A 20,265-nucleotide genomic window follows, 5' to 3' on the forward strand; every position below is an offset into this window, starting at 1 on the left:
GTCCGGGTTTGGGCATGGATCGGGTAGGGACCTGGCGCGAGGCGGTCACGCCGACCGTGGAACCGGGAGCGCTATTCAGTGACGGGCCGGGGCTGTACCAGTGGCGGTACGGCTGGCATCGGCGGGACGGAGAGTTGCGCGACCGGGCGGAACGGCGCGAGGAACGGCAGCGCCGGCGTGAGGTGGGCGAAGGCGCGGCAGACGGCTGCGGCTTCGTCAGGAGTGGTCTCGGGGGTGCGGATGCGGGACCAGCCACCGGAGGTGTCACCGGCCACCGCGACACCCGGGCGATCCGGAGCGATCGCGGTCACCGCCGTCACCGCGTCCGGGGCGATGTCCCCGAGACCCATGTCGGCGGTCTGCTTGTCGTTGACGCGGTGCACCACGCGGCCGGTGAGCTGAGCGCGCAGGGCGGTTGCGCCCCTGCCCAGATCGGAGCCGAAACGCTGCCCACACACCTCCAGATAGATGCCGATCGCGCGGGCCATCTGTCCCAGGCGCACGAGCTGCATGACCGTGCGGTCGCGGGCGGGCTCATCTTTCTTGGAGGTGATCAGGAACAGTTCCGCCACTTCGTCGACGAGGACGATCAGCGGCACCGGCCGGACCTCAGCCGGCAGTTCCCACAGGTCCGAGACGCCGTACAGGGCGAGGAGATCGAAGCGCTCCTCCATCTCTGCGACCAGCGCGTCTATCAGGCGGCCGGCGGACTCCGGGTCGGTGGCCAGGGCGGAGAGGCGGGGTGCGTAGCGGCCGTGTTCGACACCGCGCTTGCAGTCGATGCCGATCAGCCCGACCGGGAGCTGAGCCAGTCCCTTGACCAGGTTGCGTTGGTACACCGACTTCCCGGACAGCGTCGCGCCCAGGGTGAGCGCCATGGGGATCGCGCGGTAGTCGCGTTCGAACACCGTGCCGTCCTCCCGCAGCGCGACCGGAACCATCAGGTCACGGGGCTGAGCCTTACGCGGCAACTGGACGCGGCGCAGCACGTCGTAGCCGGTCATCCGCAGCTCGACGAAGCCCGGCTTGGTCTCCGCCACGGTGACCGAGCGGACTCCCCACGCGTGGCGAAGGCGCTCGGTCGAGGCGGTGATGTCGGCGGGCTCCAGGCCGGCGGGAAGGCGCAGGGTGATCCGTAGGCCGACCATGGTGGGGCGGACCCGGCGCACCTTCGGCGGGACCGGACGGACCTCGCTGCGGGCCAGGTTGCGGCGGACGAAGGCGCCGAAGCCGGACGGCTGGACCGTCAGCCCGCACACTTCCATCGTGCTGCGGTAGGTCCAGGTGAACCGGCCCCACGTGACCGGCAGGCCCACCAGCGACCAGTACACGCGGGGGGCGCGGTACTTCGCGTAGCCGAGCCCACCGGCGCCGGCCGCTAGACCTCCGGCTTCTAACAGGGCGACCAGGTCCGTCATGGTCAGGCCCCCGGCGTCACGGCGACCGCGCGGAACGAGATCCCGTGCCGCTTCTGGCCGTTGAACTCGTTCTCCCAGTCACGGGCCTTGAGCCCGATCACCCGCACCGGCGTACCCGGCATCAGGCCCTCGGGGATGCCCGTCTCGGGGATGGTGACCTGGTACAGGTTGCCCTCCCCCTCGTCGGAGATCAGCAGACCCACCGTCGACAGGCCGGCCCCGGTCTCCCGGTCCATGGCCCGCTCCCCGGTCTGCTTGTTGGCGAGCTTCGGCGCCGGCGCGGTCGCCACAAACACCAGGGCGGTCGAAACATCGATCTTGAACGACGGCATGAGCCCATCCCTCAGTTCTTGGAAGCCACCCTCTGGCGACCTCTCTAGACATCTCCAGTAGAGCGTACGTCTCTAGAGACGTCAAGCGAATCTGTATAGAGATGTTGAAGGGGCGGGATCGAGGACACACGACAGGGCAACCGGTAGGCCTATGGCCTAGGCTGTCTAGAGAAGAAGGGAGGGCTCCCGAATGACCACCACCGACGACGACCGTCGGCCGAAGTACCAGCGGATCGCGGACTCTCTACGCGAGGCGATCCAGTCGGGCGAGTACGGTCCCGGTGATCGGCTTCCGGGAGAAAACGACCTGATGGCCGAGCACGGCGTGGCTCGCATGACAGCCCGTCAGGCCTTGAGCGTGCTCAAGGACGAAGGGATTGCCGAGTCTCGCAAGGGCGCCGGCGTCTTCGTCCGATCTTTCCGCCCTCTGAGGCGTCGAGGGATCCAGCGACTTTCGCAGGAGCAGTGGGGCAGCGGTCAGTCCATCTGGTCTGCCGACATCGAGGACCGGACGCTCGTGGTGGATCAGGTGGCGGTGTCGGAGGAGACCGCGCCTGAACAGATTGGGCAGGTGTTGGGCCTGCCGGACGGGGAGACCGTCTGCGTGCGACGCCGGCGGTTCGTCCTGGACGGGAAGCCCGTTCTTCTCGCGACGAGCTATCTCCCCATGTCGGTAGTCGCAGGGTCAGCGATCACCCAAGAAGACACAGGCCCCGGCGGAACGTACGCGCGTCTGGCCGAACTCGGCTACAAACCAGTGCACTTCCGCGAGGAGATCCGCTCCCGCATGCCCACGAAGCACGAAGCGGCGCAGTTGAGCATCTCCGCCGGCACCCCTGTCATCTTGGTCTGCCGGACCGCTTTTGCCGACGAGGGGCGCTCCGTTGAGATCAACGAAATGACCCTCGACGCAGCCTCCTACGTCCTTGAGTACGACTTCGACGCGTAGGTGCTGATCAGGCAGTAGCCCACGTGCGCGGATCACGGGCCACGGCGTAGATCCGATCGATTTGATCTCTTGAAAGCGTTGGTGACAGCCCAGCCAACGCGCGATCTACTTGATCAGCCGCCAGGACCAGGACCGGCGGGGCCGCGCTCTTCACCGTGAGCTTCGCGGCATGCACCACGGCGATCACTGGACGTACGGGGACGCGGAACCCGCAGCGCTGCGACAGGACTCGGGAGACACGCAGTGCTTCACCCTGGCTGATGGTTATGTGCCGCGTCGCCGCGCGGTTCACTGTGATCGCCCTGTCGCCGTACCAGACCGTCTTCCCCTTGTGGCGCTTCGAGTTGATCGTGAACACGCCGGCCGGGCCGATCGCCAGGTGATCAATGTCCGAGCCGCTGGCCCACTGGACAGCGTGCAGGATGTGCCAGCCACGTCCCTTGAGCCTGTTGAGCCGTCGACCGGTCACGCGTTCACCGACGAGTCCGTTGCTCCAGCTGTAGATCTCGGAGTTCCGTAACCACCGGCCCACGAGCCTCTTGAAGGCGCTGGGCTGTAGCTCCAAGATCTTGCGCCGAACAGCGTCTCCCGGTCGGTTCAGGGCTAAGTCACCTTGCACAGCCGACATGCAGTCCTCCCCCAGAGTGCCTGTTTCCCCAGGTCACCACAGAGGCGCAGTGCGGCCAAGGCGCGTATCGGCCAGGGCGTTGTTACAGGTTTCTCTACCTCATCAAGCCCCGGCTACGCTCCGCTCCGCCGGGCGCGCTCCTGGCTCCGCTCCGCCGCCGCTCCTGCCTTCGGCCCGCTCCGGCGGGCTGCGCCAACGCGCGCCCACGTGGGGGCCCGGGGTGATGGGTGATCACCGTACACATGTCGCAGTCAGGGCGATGCCTCCGGCGGGGGATCGGCCGACACCGGGATGGAGGGGCGCCGTTCCCGGCTACCGGTTCGTAGTGGCGTGCGCGGGGAGCTCCCATCCCGACCACCATCGACCCAGGCAGAGCCGAGCAGACGAGGCCCCTGGCGTCCAGGTCGTTCGTACAGTGGCGCGCTCCACCTGGACGCCAGGAACCACGCCCGCTCCACGGTGTGTGGGTCGACGGCGGACGGGATGGGAGCAGGGTGGTCTGTGGTTGAGGCTGGATTCGGCCAACGAGTTGTTGTCAGTGCCACCAGATAGAATTGGTGGTTTGGCTTCAACGTCCGAGCAACCACTACATGTTGGGGTTCATTACTATCGAGTACCCCACAAGTAGTGTTCTGCGCCATGTGGGTGTTGGTTGCTCAGTTCCGGTCATGGGTGTCTAATGGTCCGTCAAGACACGAAGAAAGCCCCACACCGGGGCTCAATCGAGGTTGGGCATCCCGGTATGGGGCTTCAGTGCGTTCCTAGGCGCCTGGGGACCATATAACGAGGTGTAAGGCTTTCCAAGCCCACGCCTTCGGCATGCCCACCTCAGAAAGAGGTGTGCAGTGATCCAAATGATCTCGTACGACCTGAAGAAGCCAGGTCAGGACTACACGACATTGATCAAGCAAATCAAGTCGCTCGGTAGTTCTTGGTGTCACGCGCTGGAGTCCACTTGGCTGGTCGCCACCCAAAAGTCGGCCGATCAGGTGCGAGGCACCTTGAAGTCCTACATGGATGCCAACGACCTCATCCTCGTGGTGAACGTGACGAGCGATGACTACTCGGGCTACCTCGAAGACGAGGTCGTGAAGTGGCTCCGTACCCACATGTGATCTGCGTTGTCAAACTAGCCAACGCGCCTGACACCAGCGGCTGACACCAACAGTCGCGTACGCAGGTGGATCAGGGCGGACTTGTGCAACTACTCGATGGCTGCCCAGCAGTCGAGGAGCAGGGGTAAAGGGTCGCCCTGATCGACCTGATAAGGATGAGGCCACAGGTTCAAATCCTGTTAGCCCCACCAGCCAGAAGACCCCCAACCGATCGCGGTTGGGGGTCTCTTGCATGTGCGACCAGCCTGCCGGGATGTGTGCCCGGGCGGTCGGACCAGGAAGCCATTCCGTCCGCGGTCAGGCCAGTTTCGTGATGATCTCCGCCACTCGTCCGGGCATGGACAGGAACGGCGAGTGGGAGGCGTCGAGCGCCACGACGGAGGTCGGGTTGTCCGGGAAGGCCGCGTCGGCGTCCGCGATGAACTTCCGCTGGAGGGCCGGCCGGACCGCCATGTCCTGGGCGCAGGTGACGTAGGTGCGCGGAACGGAGCCCCAGCCCTCACGGGTCAGGCTCGTGGTGCCCAGCGCGATGCCGACCGGGGCGTCGGGCGTCAGCAGCCCGATGGCGGCGTCGGTGACGGCCCGGTCGACGTCTCCGAAGAACGCGTCCCGCAGCTGTTGCCGGTAGGCGGGGTCGTCCGACGCGACGTCGAGGCGCAGCGCTCCGATCGCGGCGGGATCGGCCCGGAGAGAGGGGCCGACGAGCTCACCGGCGTTCTCCGGGCTCTGGATGTAGGCGGCGGCCGGAGTGTCCGAAGCCGGCATGAACGCGGTCAAGTACACGGCGTGGGCGATGAGTTCGGGGCGCTGCTGTGCGGCCCGCGTCAGGACCGTGCCGCCCATGCTGTGGGCCACCACGGTGACCGGCGCCCCGTGCCCGACCTGCTCGATCTGCGCGACGAGCAGGTCGGCTGCCTGGTCGAGGTCGACCTCGGCGACCGGCGACACCTCTGTGGCCAGGGCGGCGGAGTCGAACGGGCGCGCGCTGAGGCACGCCGGCCGCAGTGCGCGCAGCCCATGGCCGGCCAGGTCCACCGCGAGAGTCGTACGGCCGCCTGCGGCCAAGGGGGCGATGACCTCGCTCCAACACCAGGAACCGTGCCAGTAGCCGTGGACGAGGAGCAGGGGGGTCGGTCTGGCGTCCATCAGCAGTCCTCTGGTGCGGAACGGTCAGTGCGGGTGGTCGGGCCGGTCAGGTCGTCACATCGGGAAGAATGGGGCGTAATCCACGGTTCGTCAAGTGAAGATAACTTCGTATATGCGTGACTCAACAGTGAGACCCCCGACCGATTCACGGTCAGGGGTCTGCGGAGACTCTCCAAGTGGGCGATTGGGTACGCAAGTTCGCCAGTTCGCCGTGGTGTCAGGGCAGGGCCGGAGTCTCAGAGCTGAAGGGGAGCTGTCTCCTCGGGGGAGGCGGCGGTCGCCTCGGTGAGCGTCGTGTCCATGTCCGTGCTCGTCTCCGCGTCGGCGTCCGCGGGGGTGCGGTGGCGGCAGCTGGGGGACTTGCCGTGGGCCTCGGCGCGGATGCGCTGCTTCATAGTGGGGGGCAGTGACCTGGTGAGGGCCCAGGGCTCGTGGGCCGTGGCCGGCGTCATCGTGTACGCGCCGCTGTTGCTGGTCGTCCCGGTCTGGGGTACGGCCGCGACGGCGGTCGTCGTGATGAGTCCGAGCGTCGTGCACAGCGCCAGGAAGGCGGTGACGATGGTGGTCCACAGCTTCGTGACCTGGTTCTGGGCCATGGCCCCTCACTTTCGGGTTGGGCGATTTGCGTACTTTCCTCATGATGTGTATGGAGACCGCGAAGTGGTGGACCGACGCCCATGGCGCGTCGATCTTCTGATGAACACCACCCGGATGGGTGCAAGGAGCTTGAAAAGGGGTCGGGAGGGTCCAAAGTGACCGGCTGTGGAGGTGTGATCACCCTCCGATCGGAGTGGTGAACTCCGGTTCTACTGCGGTGCGTGGGAGGGGAGTTGAGGGGGTCCACGCAGGTCACCGATCGATATCGGGCGGTGTGTATAGTCGGGCGCCAGAGGTCCCCTACGTCAAAGAAAGACGAGGTCGCGCGGTGAAGAAGCTTCTCCTGGTCGCACTGGCCGCCATCGGCGGGCTCCTCGTGTACCGCCAGATCCAGGCGGATCGCGCGGAGCAGGACCTGTGGACGGAGGCAACCGACTCCGTGCCCACGGGTTCCTGAGCACCGACAACCGATACTGAAAACCCCGGCCGCCTCGCGGTCGGGGTTTTGCGTTACCCGGAGGCGGCGAGGGGCGTCGACGGGGGCTGGAGAGGGCGTCACATCAGGGCCGGAGCAGGGCGTTTCGGACGCTCGTACGGAATGCGCGGATGACGCGCGGCCGTGCGGGGCAGGATGGGCCACGGCCTTGCGGGTCCGGGTGACGACGTGACGACTAGGGGTGACGCGGGATGGGGCGGCGTACGGCGTGGTGGCGTGCCGGGGCACGGCGCGGTCGTCCGTCGGCACGCGCGCGTGTGGCGGCCGCGGCGGTGCTGTGCACGGCCGCGGCGCTCACGTCCTGGCCGGCGGGGACCGCGACGGCGGCCCCCATACCGGACCCGGACGCCTCCTCCCCCTCGACGACCACGTCCCCCCTGACCACCACCTCCCCCTCGGCCACCACCTCCGCCTCGGGTGACGACTCCCCCTCGGGCTACGCCTTCGCGCCGGGTGCCCTGCCCGTCGACGGGGCGTCGGGCACTGCGGACGCGCCCCTCGTCGAGTCCGGCAGGACGTACCGCAGTTCCCTGCCCGAGAGCGAGAAGGTCTACTACCGCCTCGACCTCGACGGCACCTCCAACGCGTACGTCTCCGTCACCGCCGTCCCGCGCACCGGCGGCGAACTCTCCGTCACCTCCGGCATCAAGGTGTGGATGCAGAACGCCGACGGCCGCTCCTGCTCCTTCGAGACCGCGAGCTTCGGCGCGTCCCGCAGCCCGCACCCCATCACCACCTGGGGCGCTCGTACGACCGCTCCCCGCGACGCGGTGTGCGAGGACGCCGGCGCGTACTACGTCGTCGTCGAACGTTCCGGTACGACGGACACCTCGCCCGGCGCCTGGGACCTGGAGCTCACCGCCGCGACCGAGCCGCGCCTGAAGGCGGTCGGCGCCACCAGCGCGCCCAAGGTGTGGGACTCCGCCTCGCCCAGCGTCCCCACGGGCGAAGCCGAGGAGCGCCGAGGAGGCGCCGGATTCGCTCAGGCCGCCGCCGTGGGACAGGGCGTGTGGCGCACCGACATCGCGCCCGGACAGACGCTCTTCTACGAAGTGCCGGTCGGCTGGGGCCAACAGCTCTCCGCCGCCGCCGAACTGGGCAGCTCCGACGGCCCCACGGGGCTCGCGCCGGGCGCGCTGGACCTCGCCCTCTACAACCCCGTGCGCGCCGACGTCGAGGACGCGAGCGTCAGCTACGACGGCCGCCAGAAGACCGCCTCCCTCGACGCGGTGCCGCCGGTCGACTACGTCAACCGCTACGCGTTCTCCGACCGGGTGAACGGGATGCGCTTCGCCGGCACGTACTACCTGGTCGTGCACCTCGCCGAGGGTGTCGCCGACGACTTCGGCGACGGACCGTTCGGACTGAACCTGCGGGTCGGGGTGAAGGGGGAGGTGCGGGGCGGGCCCGGATACGCGGGGCAGTCCGTGCCGCGGAACATGTTCGAGGTCGCGGGGCAGGGAGCGGACGCGCCTGCGGACGGTGGGGACGGGGGAGGCGGTGCGGGGGGAGGCGGCGACACCGCGATGACGGCTCTCGCGGTGGCCGGTATCGGCGGCGGCACGGCGGTGCTGGTGGGGCTGGGGGCGTGGACCGTCGTGGCTCGGCGCCGGGCCGGGGCCTTGTGACGGCGACGGTTGCCGGAGCGGCGGTTCAGATCTGGGTCAGGGCCCAGAAGCCGACCGCGTAGCAGGTCAGCGCCAGCAGCAGAAGCGGGATCGCGACCTTCGCGGGTGGGCCGGGCCGGCGTGCGGCGCGGGTGGCCCGGTGGCTCCGGCGCGAAGTTTTCTGCGCGGTAGGTGGAACCTGCGGGACTTGGGCGGTGTACGAAGCAGTAGAGGGTTCAGCACGCTGGACGGGTGGCTGGGGGGAGAAGAGCACATGCGTGGGGTCGTGGGGGGAGACGTGGGCGGGCTGGTTCGGTTGGTGTGGCTGGTGCTGGGGGCCCTGGTCGGGGTGCGTGTGGGGAGCAGGGGCGGCCGGGGCGGAGGCAGGGATGTGAGGGGAGGAGCCGGTGGCCTGCGGAGGCGGCAGATGGAAGCTGCCCGTGTCCGACATGCTGGGCTGCTGGGAGGAGGACGGGGTGGACGGGGTGGACGGGGAAGGGGTGGAGGGCGCGGAGGTGTCGGACGGCGGTTGGGGGCCAGTGCTCTGGCGAGGGTCCGACGGCCGGGACGACATCCCGCTTCGGTCGGTGGTGGAATCGCCGGGCCGGTACGGCGCTTGACGGCTTCCTCCGCCTACGGAGGTGGCGGCGCCGCCTGTGCCCGGGCGGGGGCGTCTGTCCGAGCCAAGCCCCGTGCCTGCCCCCGTGCCCGCCCCCGACCCGGATCTCGATCCTGTCCCGGACCCCGTTCCGGTCCCCGTCCTGAGACTCGTGTCCACCCCCGCCGCGGCCTTGAGCGGTCCCTCCGGTACGAACCCCGTTGGGAGAGGGCCGAGTTGGTCGAAGATCTCGATCAGTTCGTCGTCGGGGCCGGGCTCCGGGAGGAGTTCGCGGGCGGCGGCGAGGGCCTTGCGCGCCCCCGTGGCCGTGCGGAAGCGCGCGACCGGGTCGGGCTGCAGCAAGGTGGCCACGACCTGCCAGAGCGGCTCGGGGACGCTCTTGGGGGCGCTCGGTGTGCCGTACTCCGCGAAGTACTGGACGAGGGCCTTGGCGTCCGGCTTCGCGCCCTCCAGCAGATACAGCGCGACCAGGCCGACGGCGAACAGGTCGGCGGGGAAGTCGGGTTCGGAGCCCATCATCTGCTCGGGCGCGAGATAACCGGGCGTTCCCACCACGAGGTTGGTCTCCGTCAGGCGCGGCTCGCCCAGTCGCATGGCGATGCCGAAGTCGGACAGCCTGAGGCGCGGTCGGGCGGTGCCGGTAGCTTCGAGGAGCACGTTGGCGGGCTTGATGTCGCGGTGGACGACGCCTTCCGCGTGCACGGCGGCCAGACCTGACAGGAGCTGGTCGATCAGCGTGCACACGAAGACGGGCGGCAGGGGGCCGTAGTCCCCCACCAGGTGGACCAGCGAGCCGCCGGCGACCAGGTCCATGGTGAACAGCACCTGGTCGTCGTCGGCGGCCCAGCTGGCCGGTGCGAGCACATGGGGGTGATCGATACGCAGGGCCTGCTCACGCACGAAGCGCAACAGGGCGTGTGCGTCGCGCTGTTGGAGGACCTTGGCGGCCACGTAGCGGCGGCGGCGGTGGTCCCAGGCACGCCAGACTGCGCCGACCCCACCGCGTCCGATCGGGTCGACCAGTTCGTACCGTCCGGCGAAGACCTCACCCATGGCTGTGCGTCGCTCCTCCCCCTACGGCTACCCCCTTGCTTCCCCCTCACCTCCCCTTCAATGAGCGATACGACTCCCTCTCGCGCGGATTCTCGGTCGGTCCTCGGTCGGTCCTCGGTCGGTCCTCGGTCGGTTCTGGGTCGGGCCATGGTCAACGGTGGTCGGCGAAGGTCAGCGATGGTCGATGTCGGCCAGTTGACGGCCGGTGATGAGTGATACGACCCTCTCGCCCTGCGTTCCCGCGCCCCCGTACACCGCGCCCCCGTGGCCGCCACCCCCGTAGCCTGGCCTCCGTGTTTCGAGCCTCCCCCGAGGCCCGAACGCCCGATACCTGAATCCCTGTGACTCGCCCTCGTGACACGAGCCCCGTGTCCCGAACCCCCGTGACCCGAGCTTCGCGCCTCGTGTCCTCCTCGGCCGGTGGCCGTCGGCCCGGCTGCCGAACCCCCTTCGGCGACCGGGCCCCCGGTTCAGCTCTGGTGGGACTGGTAGTGCGCGACCGCGTCCGAGGTGCGGCCGGCGCCGTAGACCCGGAGGAACTCTGCCAGTTCCGGGTGGGTCGGGGCGAGGGTGTCGGCGGCATCGATGATGTCGCCGGCGGCGGCCACCGAGCGGAGCAGCGACTGGATCTCGCGGACCACCCGCTTGACCGTCGGCGCACCCGAACTGCTCGTCGTGGTCGTGGTGTTGCTGAGCACCGAGCCCCCCTGGGACTTCTTGATCTCCTCCATGCGTTCGGTGGCCTCGGCGGCGCTGACGCTGCCGTCCGCGACCTGCCCCGCCAGGTCCTGCAGCAGCTGAACCCGCTGTACGACGGCCGGGTTGCCGATCTTCGCCCGCTGACCGCTCATCAGCTGGGACAGCATCGGCGCGGACAGGCCCAGTACCCCCGCGAGCCTGGCCTGGTTGAGGCCGAGATCTTCTATGAGCTTACGGAAGAGCGCCCCCAGCGGCTCCCCGTACCAGTTCCGCTGCAGTTCCCGCGCTCTTGCGGTCGCTTCCTGCTGTGCGGCGTCCATTGCGTCTCCCCATCGCTTCCCCAAGTACGGTGGTTCGCTGTCGCGAACCACGCCGAGCATCTTACGGAGAGTGGTCGCCAGCGGGGACCCCCAATCTTTTTGCGAGATACGGGGGGTGACCCGGTACTCTGGTCTGCGGCGCCGACCGGTGTGGGTTTCCTCCGGCGGGCGCTACTTTTCCGGGGCCTTAGCTCAGTTGGTAGAGCGCTGTCTTTGCATGGCAGATGTCAGGGGTTCGACTCCCCTAGGCTCCACACCGAGAACCCCCGTCCGGCCTGCGGAAACGCGGTCGGGCGGGGGTTTTCTCATGCGTTCTGGTGTGTTCCCGTGCGCCGTGGCCCTCAGGCGGTACCGGCGTGGACTCCGGCTTCCTCGGTGGCCTCGGTGACCTCGGCGATCTCGGTGGCGCCCTCCGGGCGGAGCCGGGCGATGGTGGCCGGGTGGGCGATGGACGGCAGGATGTGGCGCCACATCCCGGCGACCCGGACGCGCAGGTCGGCCCGTCGGCTGAGGGCCTCGGAGACCAACTGGACGCCGGTGAAGGCGGCCACGACGAACTCGGCGGTCTCCCGGGGCTCGACCTGTGCCAGCACCTCGCCCTGCTCCTGTCCCTCGGCCAGCAGCCGGGTGGTGAGGTCGAACCAGTCGCCCCACGGGTGCGTGCCGCCGACGTGCATGCCCTCGATGGACAGTCGCGTGCCGGCCCGGGCGAGGGCGTCGTGGCACAGCACGTGGGCGAACTGGTGGGTGATGTCGATGACCGACTGCAGGGGCGAGAGCTGTGGCTCCACATTCACCAGCGAGGTCTGCTCGTCCATGACCGCCTGGGCGAGCGACTCCTTGGAGGGGAAGTGGAAGTACATCGCGCCCTTGGTGACATGCGCCCGGCGCAGGATCTCCGACGTGGCCGCCCGCTCGTAGCCGAACTCGGCGAACACGCTCGCCGCGGCCTCCACGATCGAGCGCCGGGTCTGCACCGCGCGGGCCTGCTTGGCCATGTCGTCCCCTTCGAGGCGTGCGTTGCGTCGTTCCGTGCCGGCGGCGCCTCGTCGAACCGCCGTCTAACAGGGTGTGACGAGCACTCTACCCGACCATACGGTCTGTTTCGTCACGTTCTGGGTAGGGGTTGTATCCGGGATGAGGGGTTCCGTGAGGCCCTGTTCCCGTGTACGCGTCACGCATGAAGGGGGAAGGCGTCTCGGATCGGCTGCATAAAGAAACCGCCCGGACCGTTTCTTTGTCCGGCCCGTCGTGAGGACGACGAAGGGCCCCCGGCTACCGCGCCGGGGGCCCCAGGTCAGGGTCGATCGAACGTCTACCGGCCCTCGTCACGCTGGGCGGCCTCTTCCTCGGCCTCCTTGACCTGTACCTCGGGGTCGAGGCCCGCCTCGCCGAGGCTGCCGTCCACCGACGTCAGCCGGCCGGTCTCGGGGACCTCGGTCGCCGCGGGCGGCTCGACCAGCCAGTCCGGGTTGGCCTGCTTGTCCCACCACTTCCAGGCGGCGAAGGCGCCACCCGCCAGCACGCCGACCACCAGCAGCGCCTTCGCGGCCCGACCGGCCCGTGCCCGACGCTGGTGCTTGCGGGCCAGCTTCTGGATCTCCTTCGGCGAGACCTGTCCGCGCAGCGCGGCCAGCGCGGCCGCCCCCCGCGCGGTGGCCTCCTCGCGGACGGGCCCGGCGGCGGCGACCGCCTGCTCGATCCTCGGCCGCGAGTACTCGGCGGCCTGTCGAGCGGCCTGCCGGGTGCGGATCGCGGCGTCGTGGGCGGCCTGGTCGACCTTCGGCGGCACATGCGTACGCGCCTGTTCCAGCCGCGGCGCGAGATGGGCGTCGTATTGGACACGGGCCTGGTCGGCGGCGAGCGAGACTCGCGGCGCGAGCCGGACGCGGGCCTCCTGTGCGTAGTGGGCGGCCTTGTCCTTGGCCGTGTCGGCGTAGGGCGCCACCACTTCCGCGGCGTGCAGCACGCTGTCCTTCGCCGAACCGGTCGCGGCGCGCACGCTGTCGATGCGGGTCACTGGTTCCTCCTCCTCGGTGGCGTACGTAATTCGACTTTCCACCCTTTTACGGATCATGCCTGCCGGCACACCCCGGGGCATGTCGGCCAAGTCCAATAGAGGATGAATGCGGTGCAACGGGAGCTTGTCGTCGACAATGCCACGGATCGACGGCGAGTGCCCCCGCCCTGGAGGCACTCGGCCGATTTCCGCGAGCAGGGCGCGGGGCGTGGGAGGATCGGGGCGGCACAAGGAAGACAACGGAAGGCAGATCGTGGCCGAGCAGCTCTACGCCACCCTGAAGACCAACCACGGCGACATCGAAGTCCGGCTCCTGCCGAACCACGCCCCCAAGACGGTCCGGAACTTCGTCGAGCTCGCCCAGGGCCAGCGTGAGTGGACCAACCCCGAGACCGGCGAGAAGTCCTCGGACAAGCTCTACGACGGCACGATCTTCCACCGGGTGATCAGCGGCTTCATGATCCAGGGCGGCGACCCGCTGGGCAACGGCACCGGTGGGCCCGGCTACCAGTTCGAGGACGAGTTCCACCCGGACCTCTCCTTCAACAAGCCGTACGTCCTGGCCATGGCCAACGCGGGCCCGGCGACCAACGGCTCCCAGTTCTTCATCACCCTCGCCCCCACGACCTGGTTGAACCGCAAGCACAGCATCTTCGGCGAGGTCACCGACCCGGCCAGTCAGAAGGTCGTCGACACCGTCGCCGCCCTGCAGACCAACCCGCGCACCGACCGCCCGCTCGACGACGTCGTCATCGAGACGGTCGTCGTGGAGACCCGCGAGAGCTGAACCCGACTCGCGAGAGCGAGCCGCACAGACCGGGAACCCCGCAGGGCAGGAACCAAACGCCCCGCCCATCCGTAAAGATTGGGCGGGGCGGTGCATTTCGTGCCCGCCCTCGCGCGCGACCACCTATGCGACGACCTGGGGGATGTCATGGACGACCGAGCCGCCGACAGCTCGCAGGACGCCCAGCGTCTGCCCGGCTGCTACCGCCACCCGGACCGCGAGACCGGCGTCCGCTGCACCCGCTGCGACCGTCCGATCTGCCCCGAGTGCATGGTCGACGCGTCCGTCGGCTTCCAGTGCCCCGATGACGCCCGCGGCGACTCCGGTACCGGCCACGCCCCCGCCGCGAGCCGCCCCCGCACCCTCGCCGGCGGCACGGTCGCCGCCGACCCGCGGCTGGTCACGAAGATCCTGGTCGGCGTGAACCTCGCGGTCTTCCTGGTCCAGCTCTCCGTCGGCGACCGCTTCGACACCCGCTTCGAGCTGCTCGGCCAGGCCTACGTCCCGGTCCTCGGCTCGGTCGAGGGGATCGCCGAGGGCCAGTGGTACCGGATGCTGACCGCGATGTTCCTGCACGGCAGCTACATCCACATCCTCTTCAACATGCTGAGCCTGTGGTGGATCGGCGGCCCCCTGGAGGCGGCCCTCGGCCGCGCCCGCTATCTCGCCCTCTACTTCGTCTCGGGGCTGGCCGGCAGCGCGCTCACCTATCTGATCGCCGCCGCCAATCAGCCCTCGCTGGGCGCCTCGGGCGCGATCTTCGGCCTCTTCGGCGCCACCGCGGTCCTGATGCGCCGGCTCAACTACGACATGCGGCCGGTCATCGCCCTGCTGGTGATCAACCTCATCTTCACCTTCGGCTGGAGCAACATCGCCTGGCAGGCCCACATCGGCGGCCTCGTGGCCGGCGTGATCACCGGCTACGCGATGGTCCACGCCCCGCGCGAACGGCGGAACCTGGTGCAGTACGGGACGTGCGCGGTGGTCCTCGTCGTCGTGGTCGCGATGACCCTGATCAGGACCGCACAGCTCACCTGATACCGAACCGTTGTCCACAGCGTGTGGCGGATCTAGTGCACACGGTGGGGGAACGTCGTCGCCCCCTGTTACTGACCGGCATTTCTGCAGGTCAGGCAGGGGGCGAACGAGTTTTCGGTTGCCGGTAGGTCTGTCACACCAGCGTCAACACCCGATGGGTTATCCACAGATCGTCTTTCTTTTCCCCATGTGGACAACGGCTGTGGATAACTCAGCGGATAGCCGTGGGCAGAGCTGCGTTCACCGTGTGGTGGCCGCTACTTCCACTGCGTGGAGACACCGAATCCGGCGGCGATGAAGCCGAAGCCCACCACGATGTTCCAGTTGTCCAGACTGTCGATGGGCATCGACCCGTCGGACACGTAGAAGACGACGATCCAGGCCAGCCCGATGAGGAACATGGCCAGCATCACGGGTGCCACCCATGCACGGCTGTTCAGTTTGATGGCGGTCGCCTGCTTCGCCGGTGGCGGCGTGTAGTCGGCCTTCTTGCGGATACGTGACTTCGGCACGAGGGTCTCTCCTGTCGATGCGCTGCGTGGCCGCGCAGGTAACTGGATCGGGCTCCGGGGCAGCGTACAAGGGGACTCTTAGTGCTCCCCCGGGCGTCCGTTAGCGTAGTGCTTCCGCGGCGCCGAAGGAGATAAGGGTACGTTGACCAATTCTGCCGACTCCCCCGGTACGGGTACAACGGGTTCCGCGCCCGAACCCGCGCGTCGTCGGCTGCGGCCGATGCGGGTGCTCACGGTGGCCGTCTTCGCCCTCGCGGGGCTCATCTTCTTCACCAGCTTCGACACCGCCAAGGGCACCAACATCCGCACGGACGCGTCCTTGCTCAAGCTCTCCGACCTCATCCAGGAGCGCAGCCACAAGAACAAGGGTCTGGACGAGTCCAACGGTTCGCTGCGCGACGACGTCGAATCGCTCGCCGAGGGCGACGACGGCAGCACCAAGGCGGAGGACGACAAGCTCGCCGGCTTGGAGAAGAGCGCGGGCACCCAGAAGGTGACGGGCAAGGCGATGACCGTCACGCTGAACGACGCCCCGCCGGACGCCACCGCCAAGCTCCCCGGCTATCCCGAGCCGCAGCCCGACTACCTGGTCATCCACCAGCAGGACCTCCAAGCCGTGGTGAACGCGCTGTGGCAGGGCGGCGCCCAGGGCATCAAGGTCATGGACCAGCGGCTGATCTCCACCAGCGCCGTGCGCTGCGTGGGCAACACCCTGATCCTCCAGGGCCGGGTCTACTCACCGCCGTACAAGATCACCGCCGTCGGTGACCCGGACAGGCTGAACAAGGCGCTGTCCGATTCGAAGGCGATCCAGAACTACATGGTCTACGTGAATGTCTACGGCCTCGGCTGGAAAGTCACCCAGGACGGGACGGTGACTCTGCCCGGCTACTCGGGCACAGTGGATCTGCACTACGCCGAGCCCGTGGGGTGAACTGAGCCGTTCAGGAGCTGCCGGTGCGCGTTGTCGTCAGGACCGTCAGCGAACTGTGCATCACGGTCGGCGCGCTGATCGTCCTCTTCGTCGTCTACGTACTGTTCTGGACCGGGGTCCGGGCGGACGGCGCGATGAACCACCAGATCGACGTCCTCCAGGGGCAGTGGGCGAAGCAGACGGCGGAGCCCCGGACCACGGCGGCTCCCACGGCTTCCACGCCCGCGAGCCCGAAGGCGCCGGCGGCCTACAGCCCGGGCAAGCCTTTCGCGATCATGTACATCCCGCGGCTTGGTTTCACGTGGAACAAGCCCGTGCTCGAAGACACCGCGGTGAGCACCCTCAAGAAGGGGCTCGGTCACTACCGGGGCACCGCCCAGCTCGGGCAGGAGGGCAATTTCGCCGTCGCCGGGCATCGGCGGACATACGGGGATCCCTTCAAGGACTTCCCCAAGCTGCGCAAGGGCGACGCGGTGGTGTTGACGGACGGGACCACATGGTTCACCTATCGGATCGACAAAGGGCCCTACAAAACCGTCCCCACGGACGTTGAGGTGATCGACCCTGTCCCACGTAAGTCGGGGTATACGCGGGAAGGCCGGTATCTCACGTTGACCACGTGCGATCCCGAGTGGGGACACAGTCACCGGCTGATCGTGTGGGCGCACCTGGACTCCACGCAGCCGGTGGAGGCCGGGAGACCACAGGCTCTACGCCGTTAGTCTGGTGCGGTACGGCGTGAGTCTGGTGCCGTGGTGGAACGGAAGGGACGGCATGTACGGCTGGATCTGGCGGCATCTGCCGGGCAACGCATGGGTGAAGGCGCTCATCTCGCTCGTGCTGGCGATGGTCGTGGTCTACGTCCTGTTCCAGTACGTCTTTCCGTGGGCCGAACCGCTGCTTCCCTTCAACGATGTGACGGTGGACAACCAGTGACAGCGCGGATTCTCGTCGTCGACAACTACGACAGCTTCGTCTTCAACCTGGTCCAGTACCTGTACCAGCTCGGCGCCGAGTGCGAGGTGCTGCGCAACGACGAGGTGTCGACCGCGCACGCCCAGGACGGTTTCCACGGCGTGCTCCTGTCCCCGGGCCCCGGGACACCCGAGGAGGCCGGGATCTGCGTCGAGATGGTCCGCCACTGCGCCTCGACCGGGGTGCCCGTCTTCGGCGTCTGCCTGGGCATGCAGTCGATGCAGGTGGCGTACGGCGGGGTCGTGGACCGCGCGCCGGAGCTGCTGCACGGCAAGACCTCCCTGGTCGAGCACGGCGGCAAGGGCGTCTTCGCGGGCCTGCCGTCGCCGTTCACGGCGACCCGGTACCACTCGCTCGCGGCCGAGCCGGCGACCGTGCCGGCCGAGCTGGAGGTCACGGCGCGCACCCACGACGGCATCGTCATGGGGCTGCGGCACCGTGAACTCCCGGTCGAGGGCGTGCAGTTCCACCCCGAGTCGGTGCTCACCGAGCACGGCCACCTGATGCTGGCCAACTGGCTGGTGGAGTGCGGCGACCAGGGCGCGGTGGCCAGGTCGGCCGGGCTCGCCCCGGTGGTGGGCAGGGCCTCGGCGTGACCGCGCTGCGCCCCGAGCGCGAGTCAGGCGCCTCGTACGGACAGGAGTCGTACGAGGCGTCATCGGCGTTGGGGGACTGGACCGTGGGTCGGCAGGCGCCCGAGCAGGCGTACCAGCCGCCGATCGACGAGGAGACGGTGGCGCTGCGGATACCCGAGCCGCCGCCGGGTGGGTTCATATCGCCGTCTGCCGCCTCAGCGACCACATCTGCCACAGGAACCACCCCGGGTGGCCGGGCGGCCCGCAGAAAGGCCGCGAAGGGCCGTCGTGGGGGGCACGGGGGTCATGGCGGCCACGCAGGGCACGGCGGACACGGTCGGCACGGGGGTGCGCCCTCGGCGTCGGAGGCCGCGGGGATCCCGGGGGCCGCCGAGGGGGGTTCGGGGGCGCCGCTGTCCCGGATGGAGGCCCGTCGGCAGGCCAAGGCCCGTAAGCCGGGTGCGGCGGTGATGGCCAGCCGGGCGATCGGCGAGGTGTTCATCACCACCGGTGTGCTGATGCTGCTGTTCGTCAGCTACCAGCTGTGGTGGACGAACGTCCGGGCGCACGCGCAGGCGGACAAGGAGACGAGCAGCCTCCAGAACGACTGGGCCAGTGGCAAGCGGGCGCCGGGCAGTTTCGAGCCGGGGCAGGGCTTCGCGATCCTCCACATCCCCAAGCTGGACGTCGTGGTGCCGATCGCCGAGGGCGTCAGCAACAAGAAGGTGCTCGACAAGGGCATGGTCGGTCACTACAGCGAGAGCCCGCTGAAGACGGCGATGCCGTCGGCGAAGACCGGCAACTTCTCGCTCGCGGGGCACCGCAACACGCACGGCGAGCCGTTCCGGTACATCAACCGGCTGAAGGCGGGCGACGAGGTCGTCGTCGAGACGCAGGACGACTACTACGTCTACAAGGTCGCGTCGATGCTGCCGTCGACGGCGCCGAGCAACACGACTGTCATCGACCCCGTCCCGAAGGGATCGGGTTTCACGGCGCCGGGCCGCTACATCACCCTCACCACCTGCACGCCGGAGTTCACCAGCAAGTACCGGCTGATCGTCTGGGGCAAGATGGTCGAGGAACGGCCGCGCAGCAAGGGGAAGCCGGATGCGCTCGTCGAGTAGGGGCGGATGAACGTGGCAGCGACCACCGACGGCACACAGCACGAAGAGCACACGGATGCGCCCGCGCCGCCCGAGGTCCGTCGCGGGCCCGGGCCCGTCGCGCAGGCGGTCAGCGTCCTCGGCGAACTCCTCATCACCGGCGGGCTGGTGCTCGGCCTGTTCGTCGTCTACTCGCTGTGGTGGACCAACGTCGTCGCCGACCGCAAGGCCGACAAAGAAGCCGACAAGGTCCGTGACAACTGGTCCCAGGAGGCGACCGGGCCCGGTGCCCTGAACACCAAGAACGGCATCGGCTTCCTGCACGTCCCCGCCATGAAGAACGGCGAGGTCCTGGTCGAGAAGGGCACCTCGACGAAGATCCTCAACAACGGCGTGGCCGGCTACTACACGGACCCCGCCAAGGCCACGCTTCCCACGTCGAACAAAAAGGGCAACTTCACCCTCGCCGCCCACCGCGACGGCCACGGCGCGAAGTTCCACAACATCGACAAGCTGAGCAAGGGCGACCCGATCGTCTTCGAGACGAAGGACAAGTGGTACGTCTACAAGGTCTACGCCACCCTCCCGGAGACCTCGAAGTACAACGTCCAGGTCCTCACCCAGATCCCGAAGGAATCCGGCAAGAAGAAGGCCGGCCACTACATCACGCTGACGACCTGCACGCCGGTCTACACATCGCGGTACCGGTACGTGGTCTGGGGCGAGTTGGTCCGGGTGGAGAAGGTGGACAACAAGCGCACTCCACCGAAGGAACTGCGCTGACCCGAATCACTTGTGGCGATGCTCCAACCGCCGCAGTCGGGCATGGTGTTGCTGAAGTCGCTTCTCGATCCGCTGGACGCCTGCCCGAAGGGCGATCAGCTCTCTGCTGTGCTCGCCCGACGTTTCGATCAGGGCGTTGAACAAGTTTTCCACAGGCGTGGTGCGTGCCAGGTATTCCATGTCCAGGAGATACACACGCACCTGACGTGCGACTTCGCTGTCCCTGAGGAGCATGGCGACGTTGAGGACGGCGCGGCGGGAGAAGAGGGCCAGGGAGCGAGCGCGTGACTGAATGCCACTGAGGTCCTTCAAGGACCTCAGTTCCTCGCCCGTCAACAGGTGGTAGCCGTTGGCTTCCAACTCGGCCCGGTGATCCTTGACGAGCGACTTGACGGCTTCGAGGCCGACTCCGAAGTACGTCGCCACCATCGCCGTCGTCACATGCATCCCGTCCGGCAGCAGTGACAGCGCTTTGACCCTGTCGAGTACGTCGGTTCGTTCCAGGACGCGGCGCTGCGGTCTCGTCTCGGGCAATAGAGAGGCCCCCGCCGGATTC

At 68.4% G+C, this 20,265-nt stretch carries 22 protein-coding genes, 1 tRNA gene and 1 pseudogene; 13 read left to right on the plus strand and 11 right to left on the minus strand.

The window, feature by feature from the left end:
* Nucleotides 1–71 precede the first annotated feature (71 nt).
* Both ACIP6U_RS22015 and ACIP6U_RS22020 read right to left on the minus strand, forming a co-directional pair.
* Nucleotides 72–1,418, minus strand: coding sequence for an FtsK/SpoIIIE domain-containing protein (locus tag ACIP6U_RS22015; RefSeq protein ID WP_401720272.1), 1,347 nt, complete (start codon nucleotides 1,416–1,418; stop codon nucleotides 72–74).
* 2 nt (nucleotides 1,419–1,420) lie between these two features.
* Nucleotides 1,421–1,750: a hypothetical protein gene (locus ACIP6U_RS22020; RefSeq protein WP_401720274.1), complete on the minus strand. Its 330-nt coding sequence runs from the start codon at nucleotides 1,748–1,750 to the stop codon at nucleotides 1,421–1,423.
* Between the two features lie 190 nt (nucleotides 1,751–1,940).
* Here ACIP6U_RS22020 and ACIP6U_RS22025 point away from each other — a divergent pair, with 190 nt between their 5' ends.
* Nucleotides 1,941–2,699 carry a GntR family transcriptional regulator gene (locus ACIP6U_RS22025; RefSeq protein ID WP_401720277.1) on the plus strand — a complete coding sequence of 253 codons (759 nt, stop codon included), beginning with the start codon at nucleotides 1,941–1,943 and terminating at the stop codon, nucleotides 2,697–2,699.
* 7 nt (nucleotides 2,700–2,706) lie between these two features.
* Here ACIP6U_RS22025 and ACIP6U_RS22030 read toward each other — a convergent pair whose 3' ends face one another.
* A complete protein-coding gene (locus ACIP6U_RS22030; protein ID WP_401720280.1) occupies nucleotides 2,707–3,327 on the minus strand; it encodes a nuclease-related domain-containing protein in 621 nt (206 codons plus the stop codon).
* An 854-nt stretch (nucleotides 3,328–4,181) separates the two neighbouring features.
* On the opposite strand from ACIP6U_RS22030, the gene ACIP6U_RS22035 reads away from it, so the two are divergent.
* Nucleotides 4,182–4,442 carry a hypothetical protein gene (locus tag ACIP6U_RS22035; protein WP_401720283.1) on the plus strand — a complete coding sequence of 87 codons (261 nt, stop codon included), beginning with the start codon at nucleotides 4,182–4,184 and terminating at the stop codon, nucleotides 4,440–4,442.
* Between the two features lie 297 nt (nucleotides 4,443–4,739).
* Here the strand turns inward: ACIP6U_RS22035 and ACIP6U_RS22040 are convergent, their stop codons facing one another.
* Together ACIP6U_RS22040 and ACIP6U_RS22045 are read right to left on the minus strand one after the other, a co-directional pair.
* Nucleotides 4,740–5,588: an alpha/beta fold hydrolase gene (locus ACIP6U_RS22040; protein ID WP_401720286.1), complete on the minus strand. Its 849-nt coding sequence runs from the start codon at nucleotides 5,586–5,588 to the stop codon at nucleotides 4,740–4,742.
* A 236-nt stretch (nucleotides 5,589–5,824) separates the two neighbouring features.
* Nucleotides 5,825–6,184, minus strand: a complete 360-nt coding sequence (locus ACIP6U_RS22045) for a DUF6344 domain-containing protein (protein WP_401720289.1) — start codon at nucleotides 6,182–6,184, stop codon at nucleotides 5,825–5,827.
* Between the two features lie 329 nt (nucleotides 6,185–6,513).
* Here ACIP6U_RS22045 and ACIP6U_RS22050 point away from each other — a divergent pair, with 329 nt between their 5' ends.
* Nucleotides 6,514–6,642, plus strand: coding sequence for a DLW-39 family protein (locus ACIP6U_RS22050; RefSeq protein WP_003999697.1), 129 nt, complete (start codon nucleotides 6,514–6,516; stop codon nucleotides 6,640–6,642).
* A gap of 230 nt (nucleotides 6,643–6,872) precedes the next feature.
* A complete protein-coding gene (locus ACIP6U_RS22055; RefSeq protein WP_401720292.1) occupies nucleotides 6,873–8,309 on the plus strand; it encodes a hypothetical protein in 1,437 nt (478 codons plus the stop codon).
* A 25-nt stretch (nucleotides 8,310–8,334) separates the two neighbouring features.
* On the opposite strand, the gene ACIP6U_RS22060 is transcribed toward ACIP6U_RS22055, so the two are convergent.
* Together ACIP6U_RS22060 and ACIP6U_RS22065 are read right to left on the minus strand one after the other, a co-directional pair.
* A complete protein-coding gene (locus ACIP6U_RS22060; protein WP_401720295.1) occupies nucleotides 8,335–9,960 on the minus strand; it encodes a serine/threonine-protein kinase in 1,626 nt (541 codons plus the stop codon).
* A 470-nt stretch (nucleotides 9,961–10,430) separates the two neighbouring features.
* Nucleotides 10,431–10,979 (minus strand): DNA-binding protein, encoded by a 549-nt coding sequence (locus tag ACIP6U_RS22065; RefSeq protein ID WP_280876032.1) that lies wholly within the window; start codon nucleotides 10,977–10,979, stop codon nucleotides 10,431–10,433.
* A 181-nt stretch (nucleotides 10,980–11,160) separates the two neighbouring features.
* Here ACIP6U_RS22065 and ACIP6U_RS22070 point away from each other — a divergent pair.
* Nucleotides 11,161–11,233, plus strand: a tRNA-Ala gene (locus tag ACIP6U_RS22070).
* Between the two features lie 111 nt (nucleotides 11,234–11,344).
* On the opposite strand, the pseudogene ACIP6U_RS22075 reads toward ACIP6U_RS22070, so the two are convergent.
* A pseudogene (locus ACIP6U_RS22075) lies at nucleotides 11,345–11,977 on the minus strand (ScbR family autoregulator-binding transcription factor); the annotation flags it as partial.
* A 317-nt stretch (nucleotides 11,978–12,294) separates the two neighbouring features.
* A complete protein-coding gene (locus ACIP6U_RS22080; RefSeq protein WP_401720298.1) occupies nucleotides 12,295–12,999 on the minus strand; it encodes a DUF5324 family protein in 705 nt (234 codons plus the stop codon).
* A gap of 253 nt (nucleotides 13,000–13,252) precedes the next feature.
* Here ACIP6U_RS22080 and ACIP6U_RS22085 point away from each other — a divergent pair, with 253 nt between their 5' ends.
* Together ACIP6U_RS22085 and ACIP6U_RS22090 are read left to right on the plus strand one after the other, a co-directional pair.
* Nucleotides 13,253–13,786 (plus strand): peptidylprolyl isomerase, encoded by a 534-nt coding sequence (locus ACIP6U_RS22085; RefSeq protein WP_123998948.1) that lies wholly within the window; start codon nucleotides 13,253–13,255, stop codon nucleotides 13,784–13,786.
* Between the two features lie 147 nt (nucleotides 13,787–13,933).
* A complete protein-coding gene (locus ACIP6U_RS22090; RefSeq protein ID WP_401720602.1) occupies nucleotides 13,934–14,824 on the plus strand; it encodes a rhomboid family intramembrane serine protease in 891 nt (296 codons plus the stop codon).
* Between the two features lie 257 nt (nucleotides 14,825–15,081).
* Here the strand turns inward: ACIP6U_RS22090 and crgA are convergent, their stop codons facing one another.
* Nucleotides 15,082–15,336: a cell division protein CrgA gene (gene crgA / locus ACIP6U_RS22095; protein WP_123998946.1), complete on the minus strand. Its 255-nt coding sequence runs from the start codon at nucleotides 15,334–15,336 to the stop codon at nucleotides 15,082–15,084.
* Between the two features lie 142 nt (nucleotides 15,337–15,478).
* Between crgA and ACIP6U_RS22100 the strand changes: the two genes are divergently transcribed.
* The 6 genes from ACIP6U_RS22100 to ACIP6U_RS22125 are packed head-to-tail and all read left to right on the plus strand — an operon-like array spanning nucleotide 15,479 to nucleotide 19,709.
* Complete coding sequence (locus tag ACIP6U_RS22100) at nucleotides 15,479–16,270, plus strand: DUF881 domain-containing protein (protein WP_401720303.1); 792 nt, start codon at nucleotides 15,479–15,481, stop codon at nucleotides 16,268–16,270.
* Between the two features lie 23 nt (nucleotides 16,271–16,293).
* Complete coding sequence (locus tag ACIP6U_RS22105) at nucleotides 16,294–16,992, plus strand: class E sortase (RefSeq protein WP_401720306.1); 699 nt, start codon at nucleotides 16,294–16,296, stop codon at nucleotides 16,990–16,992.
* 16 nt (nucleotides 16,993–17,008) lie between these two features.
* Nucleotides 17,009–17,206 carry a hypothetical protein gene (locus ACIP6U_RS22110; protein WP_185146162.1) on the plus strand — a complete coding sequence of 66 codons (198 nt, stop codon included), beginning with the start codon at nucleotides 17,009–17,011 and terminating at the stop codon, nucleotides 17,204–17,206.
* The gene (locus ACIP6U_RS22115; RefSeq protein ID WP_401720309.1) at nucleotides 17,203–17,841 is read left to right on the plus strand and encodes an aminodeoxychorismate/anthranilate synthase component II; all 639 of its coding nucleotides are present in this window, start codon (nucleotides 17,203–17,205) and stop codon (nucleotides 17,839–17,841) included. Before ACIP6U_RS22110 ends, ACIP6U_RS22115 begins: the two co-directional genes overlap by 4 nt.
* Entirely contained in the window at nucleotides 17,838–18,947 is a 1,110-nt protein-coding gene (locus ACIP6U_RS22120) for a class E sortase (protein WP_401720312.1), read from the plus strand. Before ACIP6U_RS22115 ends, ACIP6U_RS22120 begins: the two co-directional genes overlap by 4 nt.
* Before the next feature lie 6 nt (nucleotides 18,948–18,953).
* The gene (locus ACIP6U_RS22125) at nucleotides 18,954–19,709 is read left to right on the plus strand and encodes a class E sortase (RefSeq protein ID WP_401720315.1); all 756 of its coding nucleotides are present in this window, start codon (nucleotides 18,954–18,956) and stop codon (nucleotides 19,707–19,709) included.
* Between the two features lie 6 nt (nucleotides 19,710–19,715).
* Here the strand turns inward: ACIP6U_RS22125 and ACIP6U_RS22130 are convergent, their stop codons facing one another.
* On the minus strand, nucleotides 19,716–20,243 hold the full coding sequence (locus tag ACIP6U_RS22130; protein WP_401720318.1) for a restriction endonuclease: 528 nt from the start codon (nucleotides 20,241–20,243) through the stop codon (nucleotides 19,716–19,718).
* Nucleotides 20,244–20,265 lie beyond the last annotated feature (22 nt).

The organism is Streptomyces sp. NPDC088794, assembly GCF_044750545.1.
Lineage (GTDB): Bacteria > Actinomycetota > Actinomycetes > Streptomycetales > Streptomycetaceae > Streptomyces.